We start from the raw sequence: 23,046 nt of genomic DNA on the forward strand, positions 1-23,046 counted from the left end.
TTATATTTTATCGCTCTTACTATCTGCGACCTATATTTTCGAGATAATTTTCTACTCTTTTGTTTCGCTCATCTTCGGTCAGACTGGCAGCCACTTCGATATGGGTTCTGTCATCAATTTTCAGCCATACAGTCTCTCCCATATCTTTTTTGTGTTCTTCTATTATTCTTCTTAACGTATCTTCCGGAGTCTGTCTTTCAGTCCTTTTCATAGCAGTTCTTCTCCCTGCTTTAGGAGTTGTTTGTTGTACACTCATTTTATTTGATTTTTTAATTTAATTGTACGATTAATGCAAATTTTTAAAGAAGCAGAATATTCTTCTACTTCACCAAAAATCACATCACATGTAGTTTTGGAAAACTGTCATATTTATGTGAAATAGATAAACATAACATTTAAAGTGCAGATTTCCAAATATTTTATAGAAACTTTACAAATAAAGAGGCAAAAGCATGATAAATAACAAATCTTAGACTTTACCAACACCACCATACGCTAAGTTAATGAAAATAAAAAACTTAACAAACGCTATTATTTTTCGGAGATTATATGAGATAAAATCGGGAGGAATAAAGAAATAATTAAGCGGCGGAAATACAAAAGAAAAAAGGAAGCTGATCACTTCCCTTTGCTTTTTAATTCATCTTCTAATTTAATCACCTGATCACGGTATTGGGCAGCTTCAAGAAATTCGAGCTTTTTTGCAGCCGCAGACATTTGCTTTTTTGCTTTTGCAATAGCTTTCTTTAGTTCCTCTGCACTCATATACTGCATCTGGTCTTCCGAGGCTATAGAAAGTATGCTATCTTGATTGTATGGCTGAGGAGTAGCAGAATCTTCTCCTTTACGCTGCGTGAACACGGATGTGCGGGCTTTCTGTATTTGTTTAGGTACAATACCATGCTCCTCGTTATACGCCATCTGCTTCTCTCGTCGGCGATTGGTTTCATTGATAGTCTTTGCCATACTATCCGTAATCTTATCGGCATAGAAAATAACCTTACCATTTACATTACGGGCTGCACGACCTACTGTCTGAGTGAGAGACCTATGTGAACGTAAAAAACCTTCTTTATCAGCGTCCAAGATTGCAACAAGCGAAACTTCGGGTAAGTCAAGCCCTTCACGCAGAAGGTTGACACCTACAAGTACATCAAATTCTCCCGTTCGCAAGCTATCCATAATCTGAATACGATCGAGAGTATCCACGTCGGAATGTATGTAGCTACAACTTATTCCGTTGTTTGACAAATAATTTGTCAGCTCTTCAGCCATACGTTTTGTAAGAGTTGTTACAAGTGTACGCTCGTTCTGCTCAACACGCATTTGTATTTCTTCCATCAGATCATCAATCTGATTTAAACTCGGACGCACATCAATCGGAGGGTCTAAAAGACCAGTGGGACGAATCAATTGTTCCACAATTACTCCTTCTGATTTTAACAGCTCGTAATCGGCAGGCGTTGCGCTCACATAAATGGTTTGTGGTACAAGAGATTCAAACTCTTCAAACTTCAATGGCCTGTTATCTAAAGCTGCAGGAAGACGAAAACCATATTCCACGAGATTCTCCTTGCGGGAGTGGTCTCCTCCATACATAGCTCGTATTTGGGGAATAGTCACGTGACTTTCGTCAACGACTAAAAGAAAATCATCAGGGAAGAAATCCAGCAAGCAGAATGGACGTGTACCGGGTTTGCGATTATCAAAATAACGCGAATAGTTCTCTATACCGGAGCAATGTCCTACTTCACGGATCATTTCCAGATCGTAAGTTACTCGTTCATAAAGCCTTTTAGCTTCCAACGGTTTTCCTATCGATTGAAAGAAATCTACTTGACGTCCCAGATCTATCTCAATTTCCCCAATTGCCCTATCCATACGGTCTTTGGTGGTTACGAATAGATTTGCAGGGTAAATCCTAAAATCATTATAGCTATCGATTTTTATTCCGGTGAGTGGATCGAGACATTCTATACTCTCTATCTCATCTCCCCAAAAAACAACCCTCACAATAGGATCTCCATATGCAAGGAAAACATCCACTGTATCGCCCTTTACACGAAAATTTCCGGCTTTGGGATCAACCTCGTTACGTGAATACAGAGCACTAACCAATGATCTTAGAAAAACATCACGTACAATTTTCTGCCCCACCTTTAAACTAATTGTAGAGCTTTCAAAGTCTTCGGGGTTTCCCATGCCATACAGGCAAGACACAGAAGATACAACAATTATATCACGACGACCCGATAAGAGAGACGTTGTAGTTGCCAGTCGCAACTTTTCTATCTCATCGTTGATAGATAAATCTTTCTCTATGTAAGTATTCGTAGACGGAATATATGCTTCCGGCTGATAATAGTCATAATATGAAACAAAGTATTCGACCGCATTATCGGGAAAGAATGTCTTAAACTCACTATACAACTGGGCGGCAAGTGTCTTATTATGGCTTAACACCAAGGTGGGCTTGTCTACATTTTGAATAACATTAGCTACCGTAAATGTTTTTCCTGAGCCGGTGACTCCCAACAATGTCTGAAACGGAATATCTTGTAAAACCCCTTCGGATAAAGCAGCTATCGCAGCCGGCTGATCTCCTGTTGGGCTATAATTTGAAGTTAATTTAAAATCCATCTGTTATTTTCCTCTTTCCTAAATCAAAGATAACAAGAATTTTGCATTTATATTCTTAAATAAATAGGATTAACTACTCATGATGAAAAATGTATTCAAATTAAATAATGTATTTTTGTATTACAAACGGAATATTTTGAGTATGAAAAAAATTGTTCTATTCCTCTATGAGCTATTTATTTTTGCTCCTATCTTCATCTTAGCTACTATTGTCACGGCCGTAACCGTCATGATCGGATGCCTGGTCGGCAACAGGACTTTCTGGGGATACTACCCACCCAAATATTGGTCTAAACTTGCATGCAGGCTTGCTCTGTGCGAAATAAATGTTGTCAGAAACGGGAATCTAGATCCAAACAAATCATATATATTCGTACCAAACCACCAAGGGGCTTTCGATATATTCCTGATTTACGGGTATCTGAATCAAAATATAAAGTGGGTTCAAAAACAAGAACTGCGTAAACTTCCTTTTGTAGGAAAAGCATCCGAGATTGCAGGGCATGTATTTGTAGATCAGTCCAACCTCAAATCGATGAAAGATACGATAGTAAAGGCGGAAGCTGAATTGAAAGAGGGATCATCGATGGTGATCTTTCCCGAAGGTGCACGCACAAAAACAGGCAAGATGGGACGATTTAAAAGGGGGGCTTTCATTATTGCCAAAGAAATGAATCTGGAGATTGTTCCTGTAACCGTAAACGGGCCTTACGACCTGATGAAAATAAATACATATTTCTTGAACCCATGTAAACTGGAACTGATAATACACGAGCCTATCTCGACAAAAGATTTGAATGAAGACAATATGTCTGAATTTATAGATAACTGTCGGGAAATTGTATATTCGGGACTTTGGGAAAAATATAAATAATTAAACTTTAAAGAACTATACAAAAGACAGAACCGTCTTAGACAGGCTTATACAGAGGAGCCTGAACCCTAATAAATGTTAGAAAATTAATTCATAATAAACATCACAACAGTAAATAACAAGATAACATTCATTTTTTTGTACTTTTGCGATTAACCATATAACAAAATTTAGAAATGAAATTGAAGCATATATTATTTTTATCATTCATACTGATAGCTTGTCATTCAAGCCTTTCGTATGCATATAATACATCAATTTCCGTTACTCAAACACCGAAGGATGAAATTACCACCTATACTGTAGCCAAAGGAGAAACTGTATATTCTATTGCTGCTGCACATAACACTTCCGTACAGCAAATATATAAGTTGAACCCAAAAGCCGAGCAAGGTATTAAGGCCGGTGACAAACTTCTACTATCGAAAGCGAAAGCCGTAGCAAGTTACAGCAACCACCTGATAGAAGCAAAGGAGACGCTATTTTCGGTTTCACGCCTCTATAAAATATCGGTAGACGACCTGAAAAATGCAAATCCGGGACTTACTGAAAGTACTTTCAGTATAGGTAAGACCATCCGAATTCCGATGTTTGGAGGAAGCTCTTCTACTTCAAACTATGCCGGACAAGCTGCAAGCAGGTCAAACAAAGAATATAAAGTACAAAAGAAAGAAACACTATATAGCATTGGAAAAGCAAACAATGTAAGCGTTGAAGCTTTATTGGATGCCAATCCATCACTCAGAACAGAAGGATTGAGAAACGGTATGACAATAATCATACCTGCCGGTGAAGCCACATCTAAAAACAACTTATCGCAAACAAACAACATCAGAAAAAGCGAAGCTCCTCGTGCGACGAAAGGCGAAACCGTAAGAGTAGGTATCCTGTTGCCATTCACAGACAACAGCGGAAGTATATCAAAAGACAAGCTTGCCGAATACTACGAAGGGTTCTTACTGGCAGTGAAAGACCTGAAAAGCAAGGGACTGAATGCTGAGATATATACATTCGATACAGGCTCTGAAAAAAACACCAAAAGACTTGAAAGCCTTTTGGAAACAAATGAGATGAAAAACATGCACCTCATTATAGGAGGAGTATCGAAACAACAGATAGATGCCTTAGTGAAATTCTCTAAGAAAACAGGCATAAAGTATGTGATACCTTTTGGCTCTTCCAGCGAGATAACAGGCACACCTCTGCTATTCCAAATGACGTCATCGCATTCATCATTGTATCCCGAAGTGACTTCTGCTTTTGTAAAAAGATTCAGAAATTACAATATAATATTCGTATCGGAAGATGGTTCAAATAATGATAAAATAGATTTTGTAAACGATCTAAAGAAAAGCCTCAGCAAGGCGGGAATTCAATCGAAGACAATCACAAAATCGAGCAATTTGGGCGAAGACCTCAAAGCTGCAGCAAATGCTACAAACAATATAATCGTACCTACATCGTCTTCCGAAGCAACATTAAGAAGAATAACAGCAGTGCTGAATGTTTCGAATGATACCTCGTTCAGCCTCTTTGGTTATCCCGAATGGCAGGTATATAACAGCCAGGTAGAGAATCTCCATAAATATGATGCGTACATTTACAGCATATTCTTCCTCAACGAACAGCAAAGTGCTGTGCAAAACTTTGCGGATGACTACAAACAGTGGTACAATAAGAATCTGATTAACTCGTTCCCTAAATGGGGATATCTTGGATATGATACAGGTCTTTACTTCTTAACTGCATTAAAACAGTATGGAAGTTCTTTCGAAGATAATATATCCAAAATAAATGTACCCACATTACAGTCTTGCATTTACTTCGAAAAAGCAAATGAAAAAAATGGAGGATATGTAAACAACGGTATATACTTTATCCACTATAAAGATAATTCCAGTCTCGAAAAAATAGATATCACTGATTAAATGGTAAATAGATATTTATTATTATTGCTTCTACCTTTTATTTTTGGTTCATTCATGTATGGACAAAATAAAGACTTCAAACCTGAGTGGAACATAGGCGTAGGATTCGGACCAACATTTTCATCTGTGGATTTTCAATCCGTCCCAAACTCTGAAAATGCCAACAAGATGCGCATCTCGACAAAAAACCAGATGCAGTATCACGGAGGTATAGCTATACGATACATCTCTGAAAAAAACATCGGTATCATTGCCGAGCTGAACTATAGCCAAGAAGGGTGGAAACAAAATTTCAGCAAGAATGACGTATTTGCAAATTTAGGTTTTGAACATTCTCACCAATTGAACTATTTTGAATTACCCGTACTCACGCATATCTACTTCGGAAACAAAGTACGCTTCTTTTTCAATCTGGGACCTAAAATTGGATTTCTGATAAGTGACAGTGAAAAAATAAACGACAAGCTCGAAAACTATTTGGCTAGCGGAGTGTCTCCATCATTCGAAACCAACCAATATTATCGTATGGCTGAGAATAAAATCGATTATGCCTTAATGGCAGGTCTTGGACTAGAATTTCGTACGGGTATCGGCAATTTTGCTTTAGAAGGAAGATACTCTTTCGGGTTAGGAGATATTTATAAAAGCAGTAAAGCCGACTACTTTTCGAGATCGGCAAACAGAGTTATTTACGGTAAGTTAACCTATTACGTCAAGCTATTCTGATATGCCACGCATATACAAGCTCTCGAAAACAGGATTAAAAATACTTTATAAGATACGCCATCATAGAGGTCATGGCATACATTCTCCCTTTGTTTTCAATCTGATAAATAAAGTAATTGAAGAAAAAACACCTTATCATATCTATGATGATATAAGAACTATTATAGATCCTTTTGTTTTTTTGCACTTGAAGAAGTACAACTTACTTTTATTTCGATTGGTTAATTATTTCAATGCAGAGAGAATACTCGAAATAGGTGCAGGATATGGAGTGAATACAATTTGTATGACAGCAGCATCGAGTAATACAAAGTGTATAAGTATAGAAACAAGCGAGAGAAAATATAGTATTGCCAAACGTTTATACAGTGAATGGAACAGAAATATAGAGTTATTGACGAATCCACAGCTGCCCGAACTACAAGAAAAGCAAGACTGTATCCTTATCGATTTAAATAACTATAGTCTCTTATCATCAGATATTTGCAAATACTTGGATAATATTTGTCACGAAAAAACATTTATAATTGTAAGAGGCATAAGAACAAATAGACGCAACCAAACGTTATGGAAATGCATCACAAGCATGGATAGCAGAACAGTAATACTGGACTTATTCAACATTGGTATTGTATTTTTTGACAAGACTCTTTACCGATGGGAATATAAAATCAGTTTTTAAACTAAACGAAAATGAAGAAAAGTGGCATATATACCAAAACCGGAGACAAAGGGACAACTTCCCTTGTAGGAGGTAAACGTGTGATAAAGGCTCATGTGAGGCTTGATGCATATGGTACAACAGATGAGCTCAATTCGTTCGTCGGGTTTCTTACAGAAAAGATAGAAGATGAGCACGACTTGAAAATATTATCTTTTATTCAGCATAAGTTGTTTACTGTAGGTTCTTATCTGGCAACGGAAACAGAAGCCATGCCACCCAAAGCAGCCAGCATCATTACAGACAAAGATATAGCCACCCTCGAGAATGAAATGGACAGGATGGATAGCGAGCTCCCTCAGTTGAGGCAATTTGTCTTACCGGGAGGAAGCGAATCGGCTGCGCGGGCACATATTTGCCGTACCGTTTGCCGACGTGCTGAGCGTTGCGTATACAAAGTGAAGGAAGAATATCCGGTGGATGATCTGGTCTTAATGTTCATAAACAGGCTCTCAGACTACTTTTTCTTACTCGCTAGAAAAGAGAGCAATAAGAAAGGAAATGAAATATTTTGGAATCAGGCTTTGATATAAGAAATATTGTTATATTTTTGCGGAAAATATAAGCAAACTGGCAAAAAATAAAAATAAATAAAAATATTATGTACTGGACACTAGAATTGGCATCTAAACTAGAAGATGCACCATGGCCTGCAACAAAAGAGGAGTTGATTGACTATGCCCAACGTTCGGGTGCACCTCTTGAAGTAATAGAAAATCTACAGGAAATTGAGGATGAAGATGAAATCTTTGATACCATCGAAGACATCTGGCCTGATTATCCAAGCAAAGAAGATTTCTTTTTTAACGAGGATGAGTATTAAGCTCCACACGTTGTAAAAGGCTATAAAAACAAATAAGAAAGAGATTAGGGTAATTTGTAATTGCTTTAATCTCTTTTTTGTATTCAAGTTCGATCATCATGTAATATATCAATGCAACATGCACATACCCATTACCACTATCGCATAACCTAAATTCTATTACGATTGATTTCACTGATAGTAATTTGCAACTTCCTTTCAATAATATTCCTTTTTCTTATCTTTGCAAGAAATATCTCCAATATGATACTAATACATAAAGCCACCATTATCAACGAAGGAACTTCATTTGTAGGCTCCGTATTGATAGAAAAAGACATTATATCTGAAATATATAGATCGGAAGAAGTTCCTGAAACAATTCTCAACAAAGCAACAGTAATAGATGCCAAAGATTTATGGTTGCTTCCGGGAGTAATAGACGATCAGGTACACTTTCGTGAGCCGGGACTAACTCACAAGGGAGATATTGCGAGCGAAAGCCGTGCTGCGATAGCAGGTGGAGTAACGTCATTTATGGAAATGCCAAACACAAATCCGCAAACGACAACCATAGAATTACTGGAACAAAAGTTTGAGATAGGCGCACAAAAATCCTACGCAAACTACTCCTTCTATATGGGTGCTACAAACGACAACCTCGCCGAGCTAAAGAAGGTAAATCAAAAAGAAGTATGTGGTGTAAAAGTCTTTATGGGATCGTCAACCGGCAACATGCTTGTAGATGACAAAAAAGTATTGCAAGCTATTTTTGCCGAAATAGACATGCTCATTGCTACACACTGCGAAAAAGAAGAGATCATCAGAGAAAATCTGGCAAAATATAAAGCAGAATTCGGTGGAGATATACCAATTCAGTACCACCCGCTTATACGTAGCGCAGAGGCATGCTACCGCTCTTCTGCCGAAGCTGTCGAACTAGCCGATAAGTATCAGACCCGCCTGCACATCCTTCACCTTTCCACCGAGAAAGAAATCAGCCTGTTTGACATTAAACCGCTTACAGAGAAAAAAATAACCGGAGAAGTGTGTGTACATCACCTTTGGTTTTCGGACGAAGACTATTCAAAATACGGCACGCGCATAAAGTGGAACCCTTCGGTAAAGACACGGCAAGACAGAGGAGCTCTTATGCAAGGCCTGATAAAAGGAAAGCTTGATGTGATAGCAACAGATCACGCTCCGCATTTGATAGAAGAAAAAGTAGGAGGAGCTTCGAAAGCAGCATCGGGAGGACCATTGGTTCAACACTCATTGCAGATGATGCTGGAACTATCTAAAAAAGGAAAAATATCAAAAGAGCAGATTGTAAATAAGATGTGCCACGCTCCTGCTATAATGTTCCAAATACATAGACGAGGATACATCCGCAAAGGGTACTTTGCAGACCTTGTACTTGTAAACCCCAATAAACCATATACGATTACTAAAGATAATATTCTGTATAAATGCAAATGGGCTCCACTAGAGGGTGAAACAATGTCTACCACGATAGAAAAAACATTCTTGAACGGAAAAATTGCATTCGAAAACGGAGTCGTAAACGAAGTAAGAGGAGAAATGTTGAAGTTTGATCGATAACCTCTATTCACTCAAAAAAAATCGTTCAAAAAAGAGAAAGCATAAGATCACTAGGATAAAATAGGGATAATGCGAAACTTTCATTTAAGTTAAATTGTTAAATAGAGAGTAATTCACTCATAAACTTCAATCTAATTATGAAAAAGTTTGGTATTGTTCTTAGCTTCATTCTTGCGCTTCAGTTTGGCAGAATAGATGCTTGTACACGAGTTGTTTATCAAGGCCCAAACAACACGATCCTCACAGCCCGGTCTATGGACTGGAAAGAGGACAGTCGTAGCAACCTATGGATATTCCCAAGAGGAATGGAACGTAGTGGCGAAGTGGGCAAAAATCCTATGAAATGGACTTCAAAGTATGGCAGTGTTATAGCCTCTGCCTATGATATCTGTAGCACCGATGGCATGAATGAGAAAGGATTGGTAGCCAATCTTCTTTGGTTAGCAGAGTCTTCCTATCCGAATTGGGACGGCAAGAAACCCGCATTGTCTATCGCCGCTTGGGTACAATATATGCTCGACAACTTTGGAACAGTAAGCGAAGCCGTTACAGCGATGGAAAAGAGAGATTTCGAAGTCATATCCGACATGATGCATGATGGTTCCCGTATGGCTACTTTACACTTATCTATATCCGATGCCACAGGCGATAATGCTATATTTGAGTATATCAACGGAGAATTGAAAATACACCACGACAGATCATATCAGGTAATGACCAATTCGCCTGTTTTCGATCAGCAATTGGCATTAAACGATTATTGGAAAAATATTGGAGGACTAACATTCCTTCCCGGCACAAACCGTGCAGCAGACCGTTTTGTAAGAGCATCTTATTATATCAACACAATCCCTCAAACAGACGATACACGTATCGCTGTGGCCAGTGTGTTTAGTGTTATTCGCAATGCTTCTGTACCTTATGGTATAACTACACCGAATGAGCCGAATATTTCTTCTACAAGATGGAGAACAGTTTCGGATCAGAAGAACAAAGTGTATTATTTCGAATCGACGCTATACCCGAATGTCGTTTGGGTTGATTTCAAAGACATAAATTTTTCGGAAAAAGCTCCGGTAAAGATGCTTGATTTGGTAAACGGAAATTCCTATTCAGGAAACACAATCAAAGACTTTATAGATGCCAAGCCTTTCAAGTTTCAAGGTATAGACAATTAACCCATAAGACTGGATATAAACAACAAAGCCAATCATAGCGGATTGGCTTTGTTGTTTTATACATATTATTTAGAATGGATATCCTATACCAAAATGCCATGCCATGCGGTTTAATCGTGGCTTGAACAACACAAATCGTTCAGATTGTAGAAGCCCCGGATCATACGCTTTCATACCTGCATCGAAGCGCAATAACAGAAAACTCAAATCTAAGCGAATACCCAATCCGTACGAAACGCCAATTTCTTTATAAAAGTTCTTGAATTCAAATTGTCCTCCGGGTTGAGTTTCATAATTCTTTAAAGTCCAAACATTGCCGGCATCAATAAACTGAGCAAATTCGAAAAGAGGTGTCAGCTTATACCGATTCTCTATACTAAATTCCAGCTTCATATCACCTGTCTGGTTTACAAAATCACTTTCTGTTTTTTCGGCACGTCTATAAGATCCCGGACCAAGAGATCGGGTACTCCACCCCCTGATACTGTTTGCTCCTCCGGCAAAAAATCTCCTTTCGAAAGGCAAAACATCCGAATTACCATAAGGGTGAGCTAAACCGAGCCCGACACGATAAGCCAATGAATGTATTTTTGAGAAATAAAAAGTTCGGGAATATTCTACACTACCTTTTATATATTCGGCATAGGCAACACCCAATATCTTTTTCTGCCCTGTTTCCTGATCAATTTTTGCTCCATTCAGAGTGGTAACAAGTCGAGGCAACCCTCCCGCAAATTCAATAGAACTTCGGATAGCATATGTCGGATAAAGGGCATTCAATCGGCGTGCATTCACCAGCGTAATGCTATATGCCATGCGCGAAACGAGTTGATCTCGATAACTCTCTCGTAGCAAGGCATTCTTGTCATCGTCAAGATATTTTTTAAAATCGTCAGACATACTAGGCATCCGCATGAAGTTAATATCAAACAGATCAAGAGTGTGACGTAATCTATTATTGTATGTAGACCAACCGTAATTCAATGAAGTATTGAAGAACTGACGTGTATATTCCTTACGATGCTGATTGGTAAGACCAACAGAGACTCTGGTAGAAGCGGAAGGTTGTTCTCTCCAACTTTTTTTCAGCCAAGGGAATAAGAACATCGGAAAGGTAAGTCCGGTTTCTATCCCATACTCATAGAAGTTTTGATTCAACAAGTCATTCTTCTCCTTTCCGGCAATAAATTCATAGGCCCCTTTCAGCTTTATATTGAATTGCTCTCCTCCATTAAAAAGATTCTGATGCTGATATGTTATACTTGGGGCAATACCGATATCTCCTGCCGAATTAGTCCCATCAAGTCCAGCCTTAAACCAATGGGCATTAGCCGGCAGCAAGACTATCGTTGCATCCAGCAGATGGGTGCTATCTTGAGTCGATGGGGCTACAGATATATTTGCCTGCTTTATTGCTCCCATTTTGGTATATGCCTCGTATGTACCATTCAGAGCCATATCTGAGAAGTAGCTTCCTTTACGTAGATAATTATTTCGAACAATGGTAGAACTTCGTAAGAAATTATTTCGTCCCCTGATAATTTTTATTCCTTTATAGTCCACAGTATCTGCATTCCTAAAGAACCACCTATTTGCACTCACCAACCCATCATTTTGCCCTCTTGCATCAGCAGTTGAATTCAAGCCGGATATTATCGTTACATTGTTTATTTTATAACGAGGGTAAGGCAAACTATCTTTTGCAGGGTATACATCCAGAAATAAATCTACCTGATGTGAGTTGAGTGTAGAATCCACTTTGAAATAGAGATATTCTTTCGAAAAATTATAGTAACCCACATTTCGCATTATACTATTCACTCTTTGCCTTTCTTCCTCAAGGAGCTCCATATCAAACATATCCCCAGACGTTATGTAAGGTTTCATTGGGATACGTGTCAAGATACGTGTCATTGTGGTATCGCTAAGCGTATATTTATAGTCACGAACAGTATAGGGTTTACCTCCTTTAAGGTCGTACGTTACAGACATTTTCTTCCCTTTTATCTTCAATATAGTATCTGCCTCGGCATTCAAATATCCTTGGTTATTCAACTGTTTAAGAAGTTGGTTCCTTGATTGCCAAGTTTGTCCCGAGCTATATATTACAGGCGGTGCTCCTAGTTTACGGATATTCCTATTTATCCATGAAGAATCGCTTCCGGCTATATTGTAGATTTTTAGGGTTACCTTTCCCAGAAGGGGCAGTGTTGTGTTTGGTTGTTGGCGAACAAAATCTTCCAAGTCAGAGGTTGCATTCTTTGTATCATGCTTTATGGTAAAATCATCCAACAAATAGCTTCCGTCCGGAATGTTTTTGGTAGTAGAACATGCCGTAAGAATCAGAACGAGTATAAATGATATGGATAAAACTTTTTTCATTACAAATATTAACATACAACAAAGATATAATGTTTAATAAATAGATAACATTAAAATACTAAGTTTCATTTATTGTGACCATGTTATCTATAATAAAAGCTGAAAGAATCGTGTTCTTTTGATGACAATTTTCCTTTCTTCAAGAAAAAGAAAATGGAGCGGTTTTGGATATAACGATGAATAAATAAAATGTTAAGAATCATTCCTAAAAATACCTCAACTACAAAAAAACAATACCTTTGCATCTGATTATGAAAGAATATCGTCTTACTGACTGGTTACCTACAACAAAAAAAGAGATTGACCTCAGAGGATGGGATGAACTTGACGTTATCCTTTTCTCGGGAGATGCATATATAGATCACCCCTCTTTTGGTGCTGCTGTGATCGGCCGCATTTTAGAAGCTGAGGGGCTAAAAGTGGCAATCGTACCCCAACCTAACTGGCGGGACGATTTACGTGATTTTAAAAAATTGGGTAAGCCTCGCCTTTTCTTCGGAGTAACGGCCGGAGCAATGGATTCGATGATCAATCATTATACTGCAAACAAACGGCTACGCTCTGATGATGCTTATACACCCGATGGAAGAGCTGACATGCGACCAGATAGACCTTCGATTGTATACACCAATATTCTAAAAGAGATTTTCCCCGATATCCCTGTCCTTCTAGGAGGGATAGAAGCATCACTACGCCGGGTAACACATTATGACTATTGGGACGATAAACTTCATAAGTCAATATTAGTAGATTCCAAAGCCGACCTGTTGGTATATGGAATGGGAGAACTACCTCTGAGAGCTATAATCGGGGAACTAAAGAGCGGCAAATCGATAAAAGACCTCAAAGATATTCCACAAACCGCATATCTATGGGACAAAACACCGGATGGAAAGGAAAAGGATATCTATCTCTTTTCACACGAAGAATGCTTGTCAGAAAAACTGAATCAAGCAAAAAACTTTAAGGTTGTAGAAGAACAATCGAATATGATAAATGCTTCTCGCATCATTCAGAAATGTGGTGAGGAGTCTGTCATTATCAACCCACCCTACCCTCCGATGTCGGAAAAAGAGGTGGACGCATCCTTTGATCTTCCATATACACGCCTACCCCATCCCAAATATAAGGGAAAGACAATTCCGGCTTTCGAGATGATAAAATTCTCGGTCAATATGCACCGTGGATGTTTTGGAGGCTGTGCATTTTGTACCATATCAGCCCATCAGGGCAAATTCATCGCTTCACGATCTAAAGAATCTATACTCAAAGAGGTAAAGGAAATAACGGACATGCCCGATTTTAAAGGTTACCTAAGTGACCTTGGAGGCCCTTCTGCCAATATGTATAAGATGAACGGAAAAGATGAAAACATCTGTGCGAAATGTAAACGCCCCTCATGTATTCATCCCAAGATATGTAAGAATTTGAATGTAGACCATTCTCACCTCTTGGAAATATACAAGGCTGTAGATAAAATACCTAAGATAAAGAAATCATTTATTGGTAGCGGAGTACGTTACGATATGCTTCTGCACCGGAATGAAGATGATAGGCTGAATAAGATATCTGAAGAGTACACCAAAGAACTGATTGTAAATCACGTATCAGGACGTCTTAAAGTTGCTCCGGAACATACATCCGACAAAGTGCTCAGCTATATGCGCAAGCCGAGCTTCGAGCAATTTTACACTTTTCAGAAAATATTTGAGAAAATAAATAAAGAGTCGGGACTCAAGCAACAGCTCATTCCTTATTTTATATCTTCACACCCCGGGTGTACAGAGATAGATATGGCTGAGCTGGCCGTTGCTACCAAGCCCTTGGGGTTCAAACTGGAACAGATACAAGATTTCACCCCATCTCCTATGACCGTAGCTACAGAAATATACTATACAGGGTATCATCCGTATACGCTGGAAAAAGTATATACAGCACGGACAAAAGAACAAAAATTGGCACAACGCCAATTCTTCTTTTGGTATGATAAAGGTTACCGTCCGCAAATTATAAAGGAATTAAAGAGATTGAAAAGAGAAGATCTTTTAAAAAGGTTGTATTAAGACCTACATAGAATTATTTACTTTAGTAATATCTTAAATTATTAAACACTTCGCTTATGAAAAACTTAATTCTGCTCATTTTACTATTCCTCCCTCTGTATGCTTGCTCCGATAAGAGCAAACAAGAAAAGAAAGAAGCTGAAAGCACGAATACGAATATCAGACACGTAGTTGTTTTTAATCTTAAACACGAGTTGGATGATCCTAAAACAGCTAAATTTCTGGAAGAAGGCAAAAAGATATTAACAGCTATACCCGAAGTAAAAAATTTCCAGGTATTCCGTCAGGCAAGTAAAAAGACGAATTTCAACTTCTGTTTTTATATGGAATTTGCCGACTCTACTGCATATAAAACATATAACGATAATCCTGAGCATGTAAAATTTGTAAAAGAAAGATGGGAAACAGAGGTTTCGGACTTTATGGAAATCGATCTGGAGAATTATAAATAAGACGTACATGTAAATTTAGATGGATTCTGGCTTTACTATTGCACATTTTTACTATTTTTGTGCGATAAACTATTATAAGCTATCGTCGTATTTTTATAAGTAGCTAATAATCAATAAATAGATATAAACATGAGTAACAATTTATTAAAAGGCAAAAGAGGAATTGTCTTCGGCGCATTAAACGAGAAGTCTATTGCTTGGAAAGTAGCTGAGAAAGCTGTAGAACAAGGTGCAATCATAACATTGTCAAACACTCCTATAGCTGTAAGAATGGGTGAGACCAAGGCTTTGAGCGAAAAGCTGAATGCTAAGGTTATTGCTGCTGATGCAACTAGCGTAGAAGATCTTGAGCAAGTCTTTGTTCAGTCTATGGAAGCCCTTGGCGGAAAAATTGATTTTGTACTTCACTCAATTGGTATGTCACTCAACCTCCGTAAAGGAAGACAGTACGATGACCTTGATTATGGATTTTTAGATAAAACATTGGATATTTCAGCTATCTCTTTCCACAAAATGATGCAGGTAGCGAAAAAACTGGATGCAATTGCAGAAGGTGGTTCCGTTGTAGCTCTTACTCACATTGCTGCACAACGTACATTTACCGGATACAACGATATGGCAGACGCAAAAGCATTGCTTGAGTCATTCGGTCGCAGCTTTGGTTATATATATGGTCGTGATAAGAAGGTACGTGTGAATACAATTTCACAATCGCCTACTTTAACTACTGCCGGACAAGGTATTGGCGGAATGGATGCATTTTTCGACTTTGCAGAAAAAATGTCTCCTCTTGGAAATGCCAGTGCAGAATCTTGTGCCGACTACTGTATTGTGATGTTCTCTGATTTGACGCGTATGGTAACGATGCAAAACTTATTCCACGACGGAGGATTTTCTAATATGGGTCTAACTCAGGCAATTGTTGAAGATTATATCGAGAAGAAATAAGCATATAAAACAATAAAATAGACGAGCGGCCCATAAATAATTATTTATGGGCCGTTTTTTCATATTAATCATTACTTTTGATTTTAATAAAAAAATATAAAGGATGACATGCTTATAAAATTATACGAACAAAACCCCAATCAGAAAGAAATTGACAGGGTTGTATCTGTTTTGCAAGATGGCGGACTAATTATATACCCAACAGACACAGTTTATGCTATCGGCTGTGATGCGCTCAATGTACGCGCGGTGGAAGAGATATGCAAGATGAAGGATATAAATCCGGCAAAGAGTAATCTTTCCATCATTTGCTATGATTTAAGCAACATCAGCGAATATGCAAAAGTAGATAATGCTATTTTTAAACTGATGAAGAAAAATTTACCGGGACCTTTTACGTTTATACTTAATACAACATCATCTCTGCCGAAGATATATAAAAACAAAAAAACGGTGGGGATACGTATTCCTGATAATAACATAATAAGAGAGCTTGTCCGTAACCTAGGAAACCCGATACTCACCACTTCGGTAAAAGACGAAGATGAAGTGGTTGAATATACGACCGACCCCGAACTCATCTACGAGAAATATCAAGACAAGATAGATATCGTTATCGATGGCGGATTTGGGGGTATAGAAGGCTCTACAGTTGTAGATTGCACAGGTGATGAGCCGGAAATAATTCGTCAGGGGAAAGGTGAATTAATTTTGTAAGAAACCATTAAATACATACATTTGTAAAATTCTGCCTTTCGAGGACAAAAATCCACCCAAGGCTAACTATTTTGTCATTTATGAAAGCAAAAAGCATATTTTTATTAGCAATAATTCTATTATCTTTCAATGCATGTAGAGATAAGGAAGAGGAAGATCCGATTACTCCTCCCAAAGAATTAACCGACAACGAACTCACAAACCAGTGGGCCTACAACAAGATGAAAAGTTTGTACCTGTGGAATACAAATTTGCCTTCATCCCCCGACTACACGCAAGATCCTGAAAAATTCTTTTATGGTATACTCTATAATTATGGAAAGGTTGATGGCGACCGTTTTTCATGGATAGAGGAAGACACTTCTAAAAAAACAAAGGCATTATATGCTGATGCAAATCTAGGATTTGAATATATACCAATGAATTACTTTGCGACCTCCAGCTCTCAAAATACATCTATAGGTCTTTTTGTTCTCTATGTAAATGAAGGGGCTGCGGCTGAAAGCAAAGGATTAAAAAGAGGTCAGGTAATATACAAAGTGAATGATACAGATGTAAACTACGATAATTATTCAACTATTCTCAAAGAAAACACATCGCTTTCGCTCTGGATATATAACAATAAAGGTGAAAAAGTGAAGCTAGAAACATTTCAAGCAGCAGAGTCTAAAAAATCACCAATATTCATAAGCAAAGTTATACCCGGAACTAAAATAGGATATTTGATGTATAACGGATTTGAAAGAAGTGCTGATGAAAGCGACGAAAATAACTACGAATATGACATCGAACTAATTGAAAGCATTCGATCATTAAGCGAAAGCCAAGGAGGAATAACAGATTTTGTACTTGATCTTCGCTACAATCCGGGAGGATATCTTACCTCTGCTATGGATTTAGCTAGTGCTTTGGTTCCAAACAGAAAGACCAGCAATATATTTGCAAAAGAAAAATACAACACTCATTTTCAAGACTCTATTGTAAAAGAATATGGCAATGATGCTCTTAATGAATATTTCCTGAACAAAGTATATGGAACAAGTACATCTATTCCGCAACTGAGCCTTAGCCGTCTGTATGTGATTGCTACTGAATATACAGCATCCGCCAGCGAGTTGGTTATACATGGCTTAAAACCTTATATGACAGTTTTCCAGATTGGAAAAACAACTGTAGGGAAAGATAAAGCATCCATGACTGTGAAATCAGATAATTCAAAAATTAAATGGCAACTACAGCCTCTAATTTCCAGACTTACTGATGCAAATGGGAAAGGTGATTATATTAATGGACTAACACCGGATTCTGAGGTTTCGGAATGGGAGGAAGGATATACAATGCAATCTGCTTATTATGTAGACGACAACGGAAATAGAGTTGAAACTCAGTGCCCTCTTCTATCAGAATGGCGAGGCGGGTTAACCGAACTGGGAGATACTTCGGAGCCACTCCTTGCCGAGGCAATTGCACAAATAACAACGGGAACTTCTCGCGTGAAGAAAGCTGCAAAAACTGTGAAGTCGAGTCAAGGAGCCATTAGAGTTCCTAAACTTAGCCATAATGAACATCTTCAACGAATTATAATAGACCAAGATAAGTTCTCAACTCTAAACAAAAGTAAATAAGACCATAATAGCGAATGAAAGTAATGAAGTTTGGCGGAACATCCGTAGGTTCCGCTACTAATATAGCGAATGTAAAAAAGATAATAGGGACAATAGAAGAACCCATAGTTGTGGTTGTCTCTGCGTTCAAAAGAATCACAGATAAATTGTTGCTCATTTCTAATCTGGCTGCAGCCGGCGATTATTCTTACGAACGGGAGTTTCGTGAAATTATCGAGCACCATATTACAGTAGTCAGTAAGCTGGATATTCCGGAAGAGGCCCGCCCCTCGTTACAGGCGGATGTGAATAAACTATTGGAAGAGTTGAGTAATATATTCAAAGGAGTATTTCTTATAAACGACCTTTCGGCAAAAACATCGGATAAGATAGTAAGCTATGGCGAACGCCTGTCGTCGCTGATAATAAGCGTTGCATTCTCCGATCTTGATTTTCTGGATGTCACACAGTTAATAAAAACAGATTCCTCCTTCGGAAAACATATACCCGATATCGAATTGTCAAGCAAATTGATAAGAGATGCTTTCGAAAATTCGTCAAAAAGGATTCTTGTTGCAGGATATATATCCACATGCAAAACAACAGGAGAGATCACCAATCTGGGTCGTGGAGGATCGGATTATACTGCTGCCATATTTGCTTCAGCACTCGATGCTAATATATTAGAGATATGGTCTGATGTAGATGGTTTTATGTCTGCCGACCCGAAGGTAATCAATGGTGCTCATGTGATAGAGAACCTTACGTTCACCGAAGCCACCGAGCTTTGTAATTTCGGAGCAAAAATAATCTATCCGCCAACGATTTTCCCTGTCTATCACAAGAATATACCTATTCGCATAAAAAATACTTTTAAGCCCGAAGCTCCCGGAACTTATATCTCTCACGACGGGGATATAAAGAAAGGAAAGGCGATGATAAAAGGTATATCATCCATATCCGACACATGCCTGATAACAGTTCTTGGACTCGGAATGGTAGGTATTATCGGTGTAAACTACCGAATATTCAGGGCTTTGGCAAATAATGGCATCAGTGTTTTCTTAGTATCTCAGGCATCATCCGAGAATAGCACGTCTATTGGGGTACGCACTGCAGACTCAGAACTGGCAGTACATGTTCTCGAAGAAGAGTTTGCAAAAGAAATAGCATTGGGAAGTATCAACCGTGTACAACTGGAGACAGACCTTGCTACAGTAGCTATTGTTGGCGAAAACATGAAATATACTCCGGGAATTGCCGGCCGACTATTCGAAACATTAGGCAAGAGCGGTATTAGCGTCATCGCTTGTGCTCAGGGTGCATCGGAGGTAAATATATCTTTTGTTATAAAAAACAAATATCTTAGGAAGGCATTAAACTCTATTCACGACTCGTTTTTCTTGTCCGACTATAAGGTACTCAATCTCTTTATTGTCGGCATTGGTACAGTTGGAGGAAATTTGATTGAACAAATCAGGCAACAACAACCGAAGCTGATAGAGCAATACAGCCTCAAGCTGAACGTTGTAGGTATCGCCCGAGGAAAGAAAGCTTTATTTTGTCGTGAAGGGATTAACCTGAACAGATACAAAGAAGAACTGGACGAAAAAGGAATACCAAGCTCTCCGGAAATTCTGAGAGACGAGATCCTCAACATGAATATATTCAACGCAGTATTTGTAGACTGTACTGCCAGCGAAACCGTTGCTCAGATATACGGAGATCTTCTTTCACATAGTATTTCTGTGGTTACAGCCAACAAAGTGGCTGCATCTTCGGCTTATGATAATTATATAAAGCTAAAGAATACAGCGCGGGAAAGAAACATTAAGTTCTTATTTGAGACAAATGTCGGTGCAGGGCTTCCTGTAATCAATACAATGAACTCTCTTGTAAACTCAGGAGATAAAATAGTGAAAATAGAAGCTGTACTTTCGGGAACACTCAATTATATATTCAACACGATCAGTGCCGATATACCTTTCAGCAAGGCGATCTATATGGCTAAGGAATGCGGTTTTTCCGAACCGGACCCTCGTATCGATCTCAGCGGTATGGATGTTATAAGAAAACTCGTTATCTTAACCCGAGAGGCTGGTTACCGAGTAGAACAGACAGAAGTTAAGAAGAACCTATTCATACCTCAAGAGTATTTTGACGGTACAATAGAAGAATTCTGGGCTACGATCAGAAATCAGGATGCCGAGTTTGAAGAAAGGCGTAAAAAGCTCGAAAACGAACACAAGCATTTACGATTTGTTGCCAAATACGAGAACGGACACTGTGAAGTCGGACTCCAGGAAGTTGGGCAAAACCATCCATTCTACGATTTGGAAGGCAGCAACAACATCATACAAATTACGACCGAAAGATATAACGAGTATCCGATGATAATAAAAGGGTATGGAGCAGGAGCGAGTGTCACGGCAGCAGGCGTATTCTCTGATATTATCAGCATTGCAAATGTGAGGTAACTCAAATAGCAAGATTTTATTTAAACTTATAACATAACTAACTCCCCCATTACGACAATAGGGGAAGTAAAGGAGATCCTAAATGAAAACAATTATAATTTTAGCAGACGGTGCTGCTGATGAGCCTATTGCCCAACTCGGAGGTAAAACTCCGTTACAAGCTGCAAAAAAACCATATATAGATATGCTCGCGGCTAAGGGGAAAAGTGGAGAACTGGATACAATCCCTGCGGGCTTCAAACCCGGTAGCGAGATTGCAAACTTATCGGTACTGGGATATGATGTTCCGAAAGTATTTGAAGGTAGAGGTTCGCTAGAGGCAGCAAGTATGGGAGTGGATATACTTCCCGGAGAAATGGCTATGCGATGCAATCTGATCTGTATAGAAGATGGTAAAATAAAGAATCATTCAGCTGGACATATTTCAAGTGAAGAAGCTAAAGAATTAATTCTTTTCTTAGATAAAGAACTAAATGAGGGGAAAGTAAGCTTCTATCCGGGAGTTTCATACCGCCACCTTTTAAAACTAAAAGGCGGAAATAAGAATCTCGATTGTACTGCTCCCCACGATGTTACAGGAACACCATACAAGGAGGTTCTAATAAAAGCAGAAACGACAGAAGCACAAGAAACAGCCGATTATCTGAATCAGCTCATTATAAAATCTCATGAACTGCTCAAAGACCATCCTGTGAACAAGAAGCGCATTGCAGAGGGTAAAGATCCTGCAAATAGTATTTGGCCATGGTCTCCGGGTTACCACCCGCAGATGCAAACATTACAAGAACTATTCGGAATCAAAAGTGGATCGGTAATTTCTGCTGTAGACTTAATCATGGGCATTGGTGTATACGCAGGGCTTAAATTAATCCATGTAGAAGGAGCAACGGGGTTGTATGACACCAACTATGAAGGAAAGGCAGAAGCTGCGATAGAAGCCCTTAAAAAAGACGATTTCGTATATCTACACATAGAAGCCAGTGACGAGGCAGGACATGAAGGCGATTATGAACTGAAAACTAAAACAATCGAATATCTTGACAATCGGGTTGTAAAAACAATATATGAAGCGACAAAAGACTGGGACGAACCTGTAACAATTGCTATTCTACCTGACCACCCTACCCCATGTGCTATAAAAACTCATACAAACAAGCCTATACCGTTCGTTATATACCGCTCGAACGGAGAAGCGGATAGTGTACAAGTTTACGATGAGTTCGAATCTCCGAAGGGAGCATACGGATTGATACGAGGGAAAGAATTTATGGAAACATTATTTAGCGATAAATGAAAAAAGGAGAAGGTTGAACCTTCTCCTTTTTTATTATTTTCTCTATAGCCTTATTTCTTCACCCATTCTTTTTTCTTCTCATCATAGATATTCAGAAGCTTAATCTTGAACCAAAGTGTTGTATATCCGGGTATTATTTGTACTCCACTACTATATGATCCTACAGTACCATAACCAAGTAGGTAAGGAATACAAACCTCAGCTTGTTCATCTATTTTCATATTCTGAAGCATGGTAGCAAACCCATCAATTAATCCACCATTCACTCTAGTCCTAAGCACCATACCATTTTTATCACCTTCGGTACTATCAAATGTATATTTCGTATCGTCCAAGCGGAAAAACCAACCTTCATATCTTACAGAAACACTATCCGTAAAGATCGGAAATCGATCTATTGAAGGCTCATCCCCGGGAACGAAATCAGTTATCGATTTCCAATATACACTTCCATTACCACTTTGCGAAGGGCGGGCTGTATATCCTGAAGAAGAGGCATTTCTTACCTGCTGTTCATTATATGTTTTCCATTCTTGACTTACAGTGCTGTCATCGTCATCATTCACGCATGAGCCGAAAGAGATGAGAACACCAAATAAAACAGCTAATATTAAAATTCTTCTATTCATATATTCATC

Annotated in this window: 19 protein-coding genes; 15 read left to right on the forward strand and 4 right to left on the reverse strand. The window is 38.5% G+C overall.

Translation table 11 applies throughout. The features are described 5' to 3' along the window. Nucleotides 1–19: 19 nt before the first annotated feature. Both QOX35_RS01670 and uvrB read right to left on the reverse strand, forming a co-directional pair. Nucleotides 20–256, reverse strand: coding sequence for a hypothetical protein (locus QOX35_RS01670; RefSeq protein ID WP_135105404.1), 237 nt, complete (start codon nucleotides 254–256; stop codon nucleotides 20–22). Nucleotides 257–618: 362 nt separating this feature from the next. Continuing rightward, nucleotides 619–2,640: an excinuclease ABC subunit UvrB gene (uvrB, locus tag QOX35_RS01675; RefSeq protein WP_135105403.1), complete on the reverse strand. Its 2,022-nt coding sequence runs from the start codon at nucleotides 2,638–2,640 to the stop codon at nucleotides 619–621. Nucleotides 2,641–2,782: 142 nt separating this feature from the next. On the opposite strand from uvrB, the gene QOX35_RS01680 reads away from it, so the two are divergent. From QOX35_RS01680 to QOX35_RS01715, 8 genes are all read left to right on the forward strand, one after another. Beyond that, nucleotides 2,783–3,514 (forward strand): lysophospholipid acyltransferase family protein, encoded by a 732-nt coding sequence (locus tag QOX35_RS01680; protein WP_283685522.1) that lies wholly within the window; start codon nucleotides 2,783–2,785, stop codon nucleotides 3,512–3,514. A gap of 176 nt (nucleotides 3,515–3,690) precedes the next feature. Further along, nucleotides 3,691–5,442 (forward strand): amino acid ABC transporter substrate-binding protein, encoded by a 1,752-nt coding sequence (locus QOX35_RS01685; protein WP_283685523.1) that lies wholly within the window; start codon nucleotides 3,691–3,693, stop codon nucleotides 5,440–5,442. After that, the gene (locus QOX35_RS01690) at nucleotides 5,443–6,168 is read left to right on the forward strand and encodes a porin family protein (RefSeq protein WP_283685524.1); all 726 of its coding nucleotides are present in this window, start codon (nucleotides 5,443–5,445) and stop codon (nucleotides 6,166–6,168) included. A gap of 1 nt (nucleotide 6,169) precedes the next feature. Continuing rightward, nucleotides 6,170–6,850, forward strand: a complete 681-nt coding sequence (locus QOX35_RS01695; protein ID WP_283685525.1) for an O-methyltransferase — start codon at nucleotides 6,170–6,172, stop codon at nucleotides 6,848–6,850. 11 nt (nucleotides 6,851–6,861) lie between these two features. Continuing rightward, nucleotides 6,862–7,422, forward strand: a complete 561-nt coding sequence (locus QOX35_RS01700) for a cob(I)yrinic acid a,c-diamide adenosyltransferase (protein WP_006841663.1) — start codon at nucleotides 6,862–6,864, stop codon at nucleotides 7,420–7,422. Nucleotides 7,423–7,490: 68 nt separating this feature from the next. Further along, complete coding sequence (locus QOX35_RS01705) at nucleotides 7,491–7,712, forward strand: DUF2795 domain-containing protein (protein WP_006800744.1); 222 nt, start codon at nucleotides 7,491–7,493, stop codon at nucleotides 7,710–7,712. A 243-nt stretch (nucleotides 7,713–7,955) separates the two neighbouring features. Further along, the gene (locus QOX35_RS01710) at nucleotides 7,956–9,293 is read left to right on the forward strand and encodes a dihydroorotase (protein WP_283685526.1); all 1,338 of its coding nucleotides are present in this window, start codon (nucleotides 7,956–7,958) and stop codon (nucleotides 9,291–9,293) included. Between the two features lie 137 nt (nucleotides 9,294–9,430). Continuing rightward, nucleotides 9,431–10,471, forward strand: coding sequence for a linear amide C-N hydrolase (locus tag QOX35_RS01715; protein ID WP_283685527.1), 1,041 nt, complete (start codon nucleotides 9,431–9,433; stop codon nucleotides 10,469–10,471). Between the two features lie 69 nt (nucleotides 10,472–10,540). Here the strand turns inward: QOX35_RS01715 and tamL are convergent, their stop codons facing one another. Then, nucleotides 10,541–12,853: a translocation and assembly module lipoprotein TamL gene (gene tamL / locus QOX35_RS01720; protein ID WP_283685528.1), complete on the reverse strand. Its 2,313-nt coding sequence runs from the start codon at nucleotides 12,851–12,853 to the stop codon at nucleotides 10,541–10,543. Nucleotides 12,854–13,104: 251 nt separating this feature from the next. Here tamL and QOX35_RS01725 point away from each other — a divergent pair, with 251 nt between their 5' ends. From QOX35_RS01725 to QOX35_RS01755, 7 genes are all read left to right on the forward strand, one after another. Continuing rightward, nucleotides 13,105–14,916 (forward strand): YgiQ family radical SAM protein, encoded by a 1,812-nt coding sequence (locus QOX35_RS01725; RefSeq protein WP_283685529.1) that lies wholly within the window; start codon nucleotides 13,105–13,107, stop codon nucleotides 14,914–14,916. 56 nt (nucleotides 14,917–14,972) lie between these two features. Then, the gene (locus tag QOX35_RS01730) at nucleotides 14,973–15,368 is read left to right on the forward strand and encodes a Dabb family protein (protein WP_283685530.1); all 396 of its coding nucleotides are present in this window, start codon (nucleotides 14,973–14,975) and stop codon (nucleotides 15,366–15,368) included. Nucleotides 15,369–15,497: 129 nt separating this feature from the next. Next, nucleotides 15,498–16,316: an enoyl-ACP reductase FabI gene (locus QOX35_RS01735; protein ID WP_006841656.1), complete on the forward strand. Its 819-nt coding sequence runs from the start codon at nucleotides 15,498–15,500 to the stop codon at nucleotides 16,314–16,316. Nucleotides 16,317–16,424: 108 nt separating this feature from the next. Further along, nucleotides 16,425–17,033 (forward strand): L-threonylcarbamoyladenylate synthase, encoded by a 609-nt coding sequence (locus tag QOX35_RS01740; RefSeq protein WP_135105388.1) that lies wholly within the window; start codon nucleotides 16,425–16,427, stop codon nucleotides 17,031–17,033. An 80-nt stretch (nucleotides 17,034–17,113) separates the two neighbouring features. After that, complete coding sequence (locus QOX35_RS01745) at nucleotides 17,114–18,658, forward strand: S41 family peptidase (RefSeq protein WP_283685531.1); 1,545 nt, start codon at nucleotides 17,114–17,116, stop codon at nucleotides 18,656–18,658. A gap of 14 nt (nucleotides 18,659–18,672) precedes the next feature. Then, the gene (thrA, locus tag QOX35_RS01750; RefSeq protein WP_283685532.1) at nucleotides 18,673–21,114 is read left to right on the forward strand and encodes a bifunctional aspartate kinase/homoserine dehydrogenase I; all 2,442 of its coding nucleotides are present in this window, start codon (nucleotides 18,673–18,675) and stop codon (nucleotides 21,112–21,114) included. Nucleotides 21,115–21,196: 82 nt separating this feature from the next. Next, a complete protein-coding gene (locus QOX35_RS01755; protein ID WP_283685533.1) occupies nucleotides 21,197–22,408 on the forward strand; it encodes a cofactor-independent phosphoglycerate mutase in 1,212 nt (403 codons plus the stop codon). Between the two features lie 50 nt (nucleotides 22,409–22,458). Here QOX35_RS01755 and QOX35_RS01760 read toward each other — a convergent pair whose 3' ends face one another. Then, nucleotides 22,459–23,037, reverse strand: a complete 579-nt coding sequence (locus QOX35_RS01760; protein ID WP_283685534.1) for an FKBP-type peptidyl-prolyl cis-trans isomerase — start codon at nucleotides 23,035–23,037, stop codon at nucleotides 22,459–22,461. Nucleotides 23,038–23,046: the final 9 nt, after the last annotated feature.

This window comes from Dysgonomonas sp. Marseille-Q5470, assembly GCF_951230145.1.
In the GTDB taxonomy this organism is placed as follows: Bacteria; Bacteroidota; Bacteroidia; order Bacteroidales; family Dysgonomonadaceae; genus Dysgonomonas.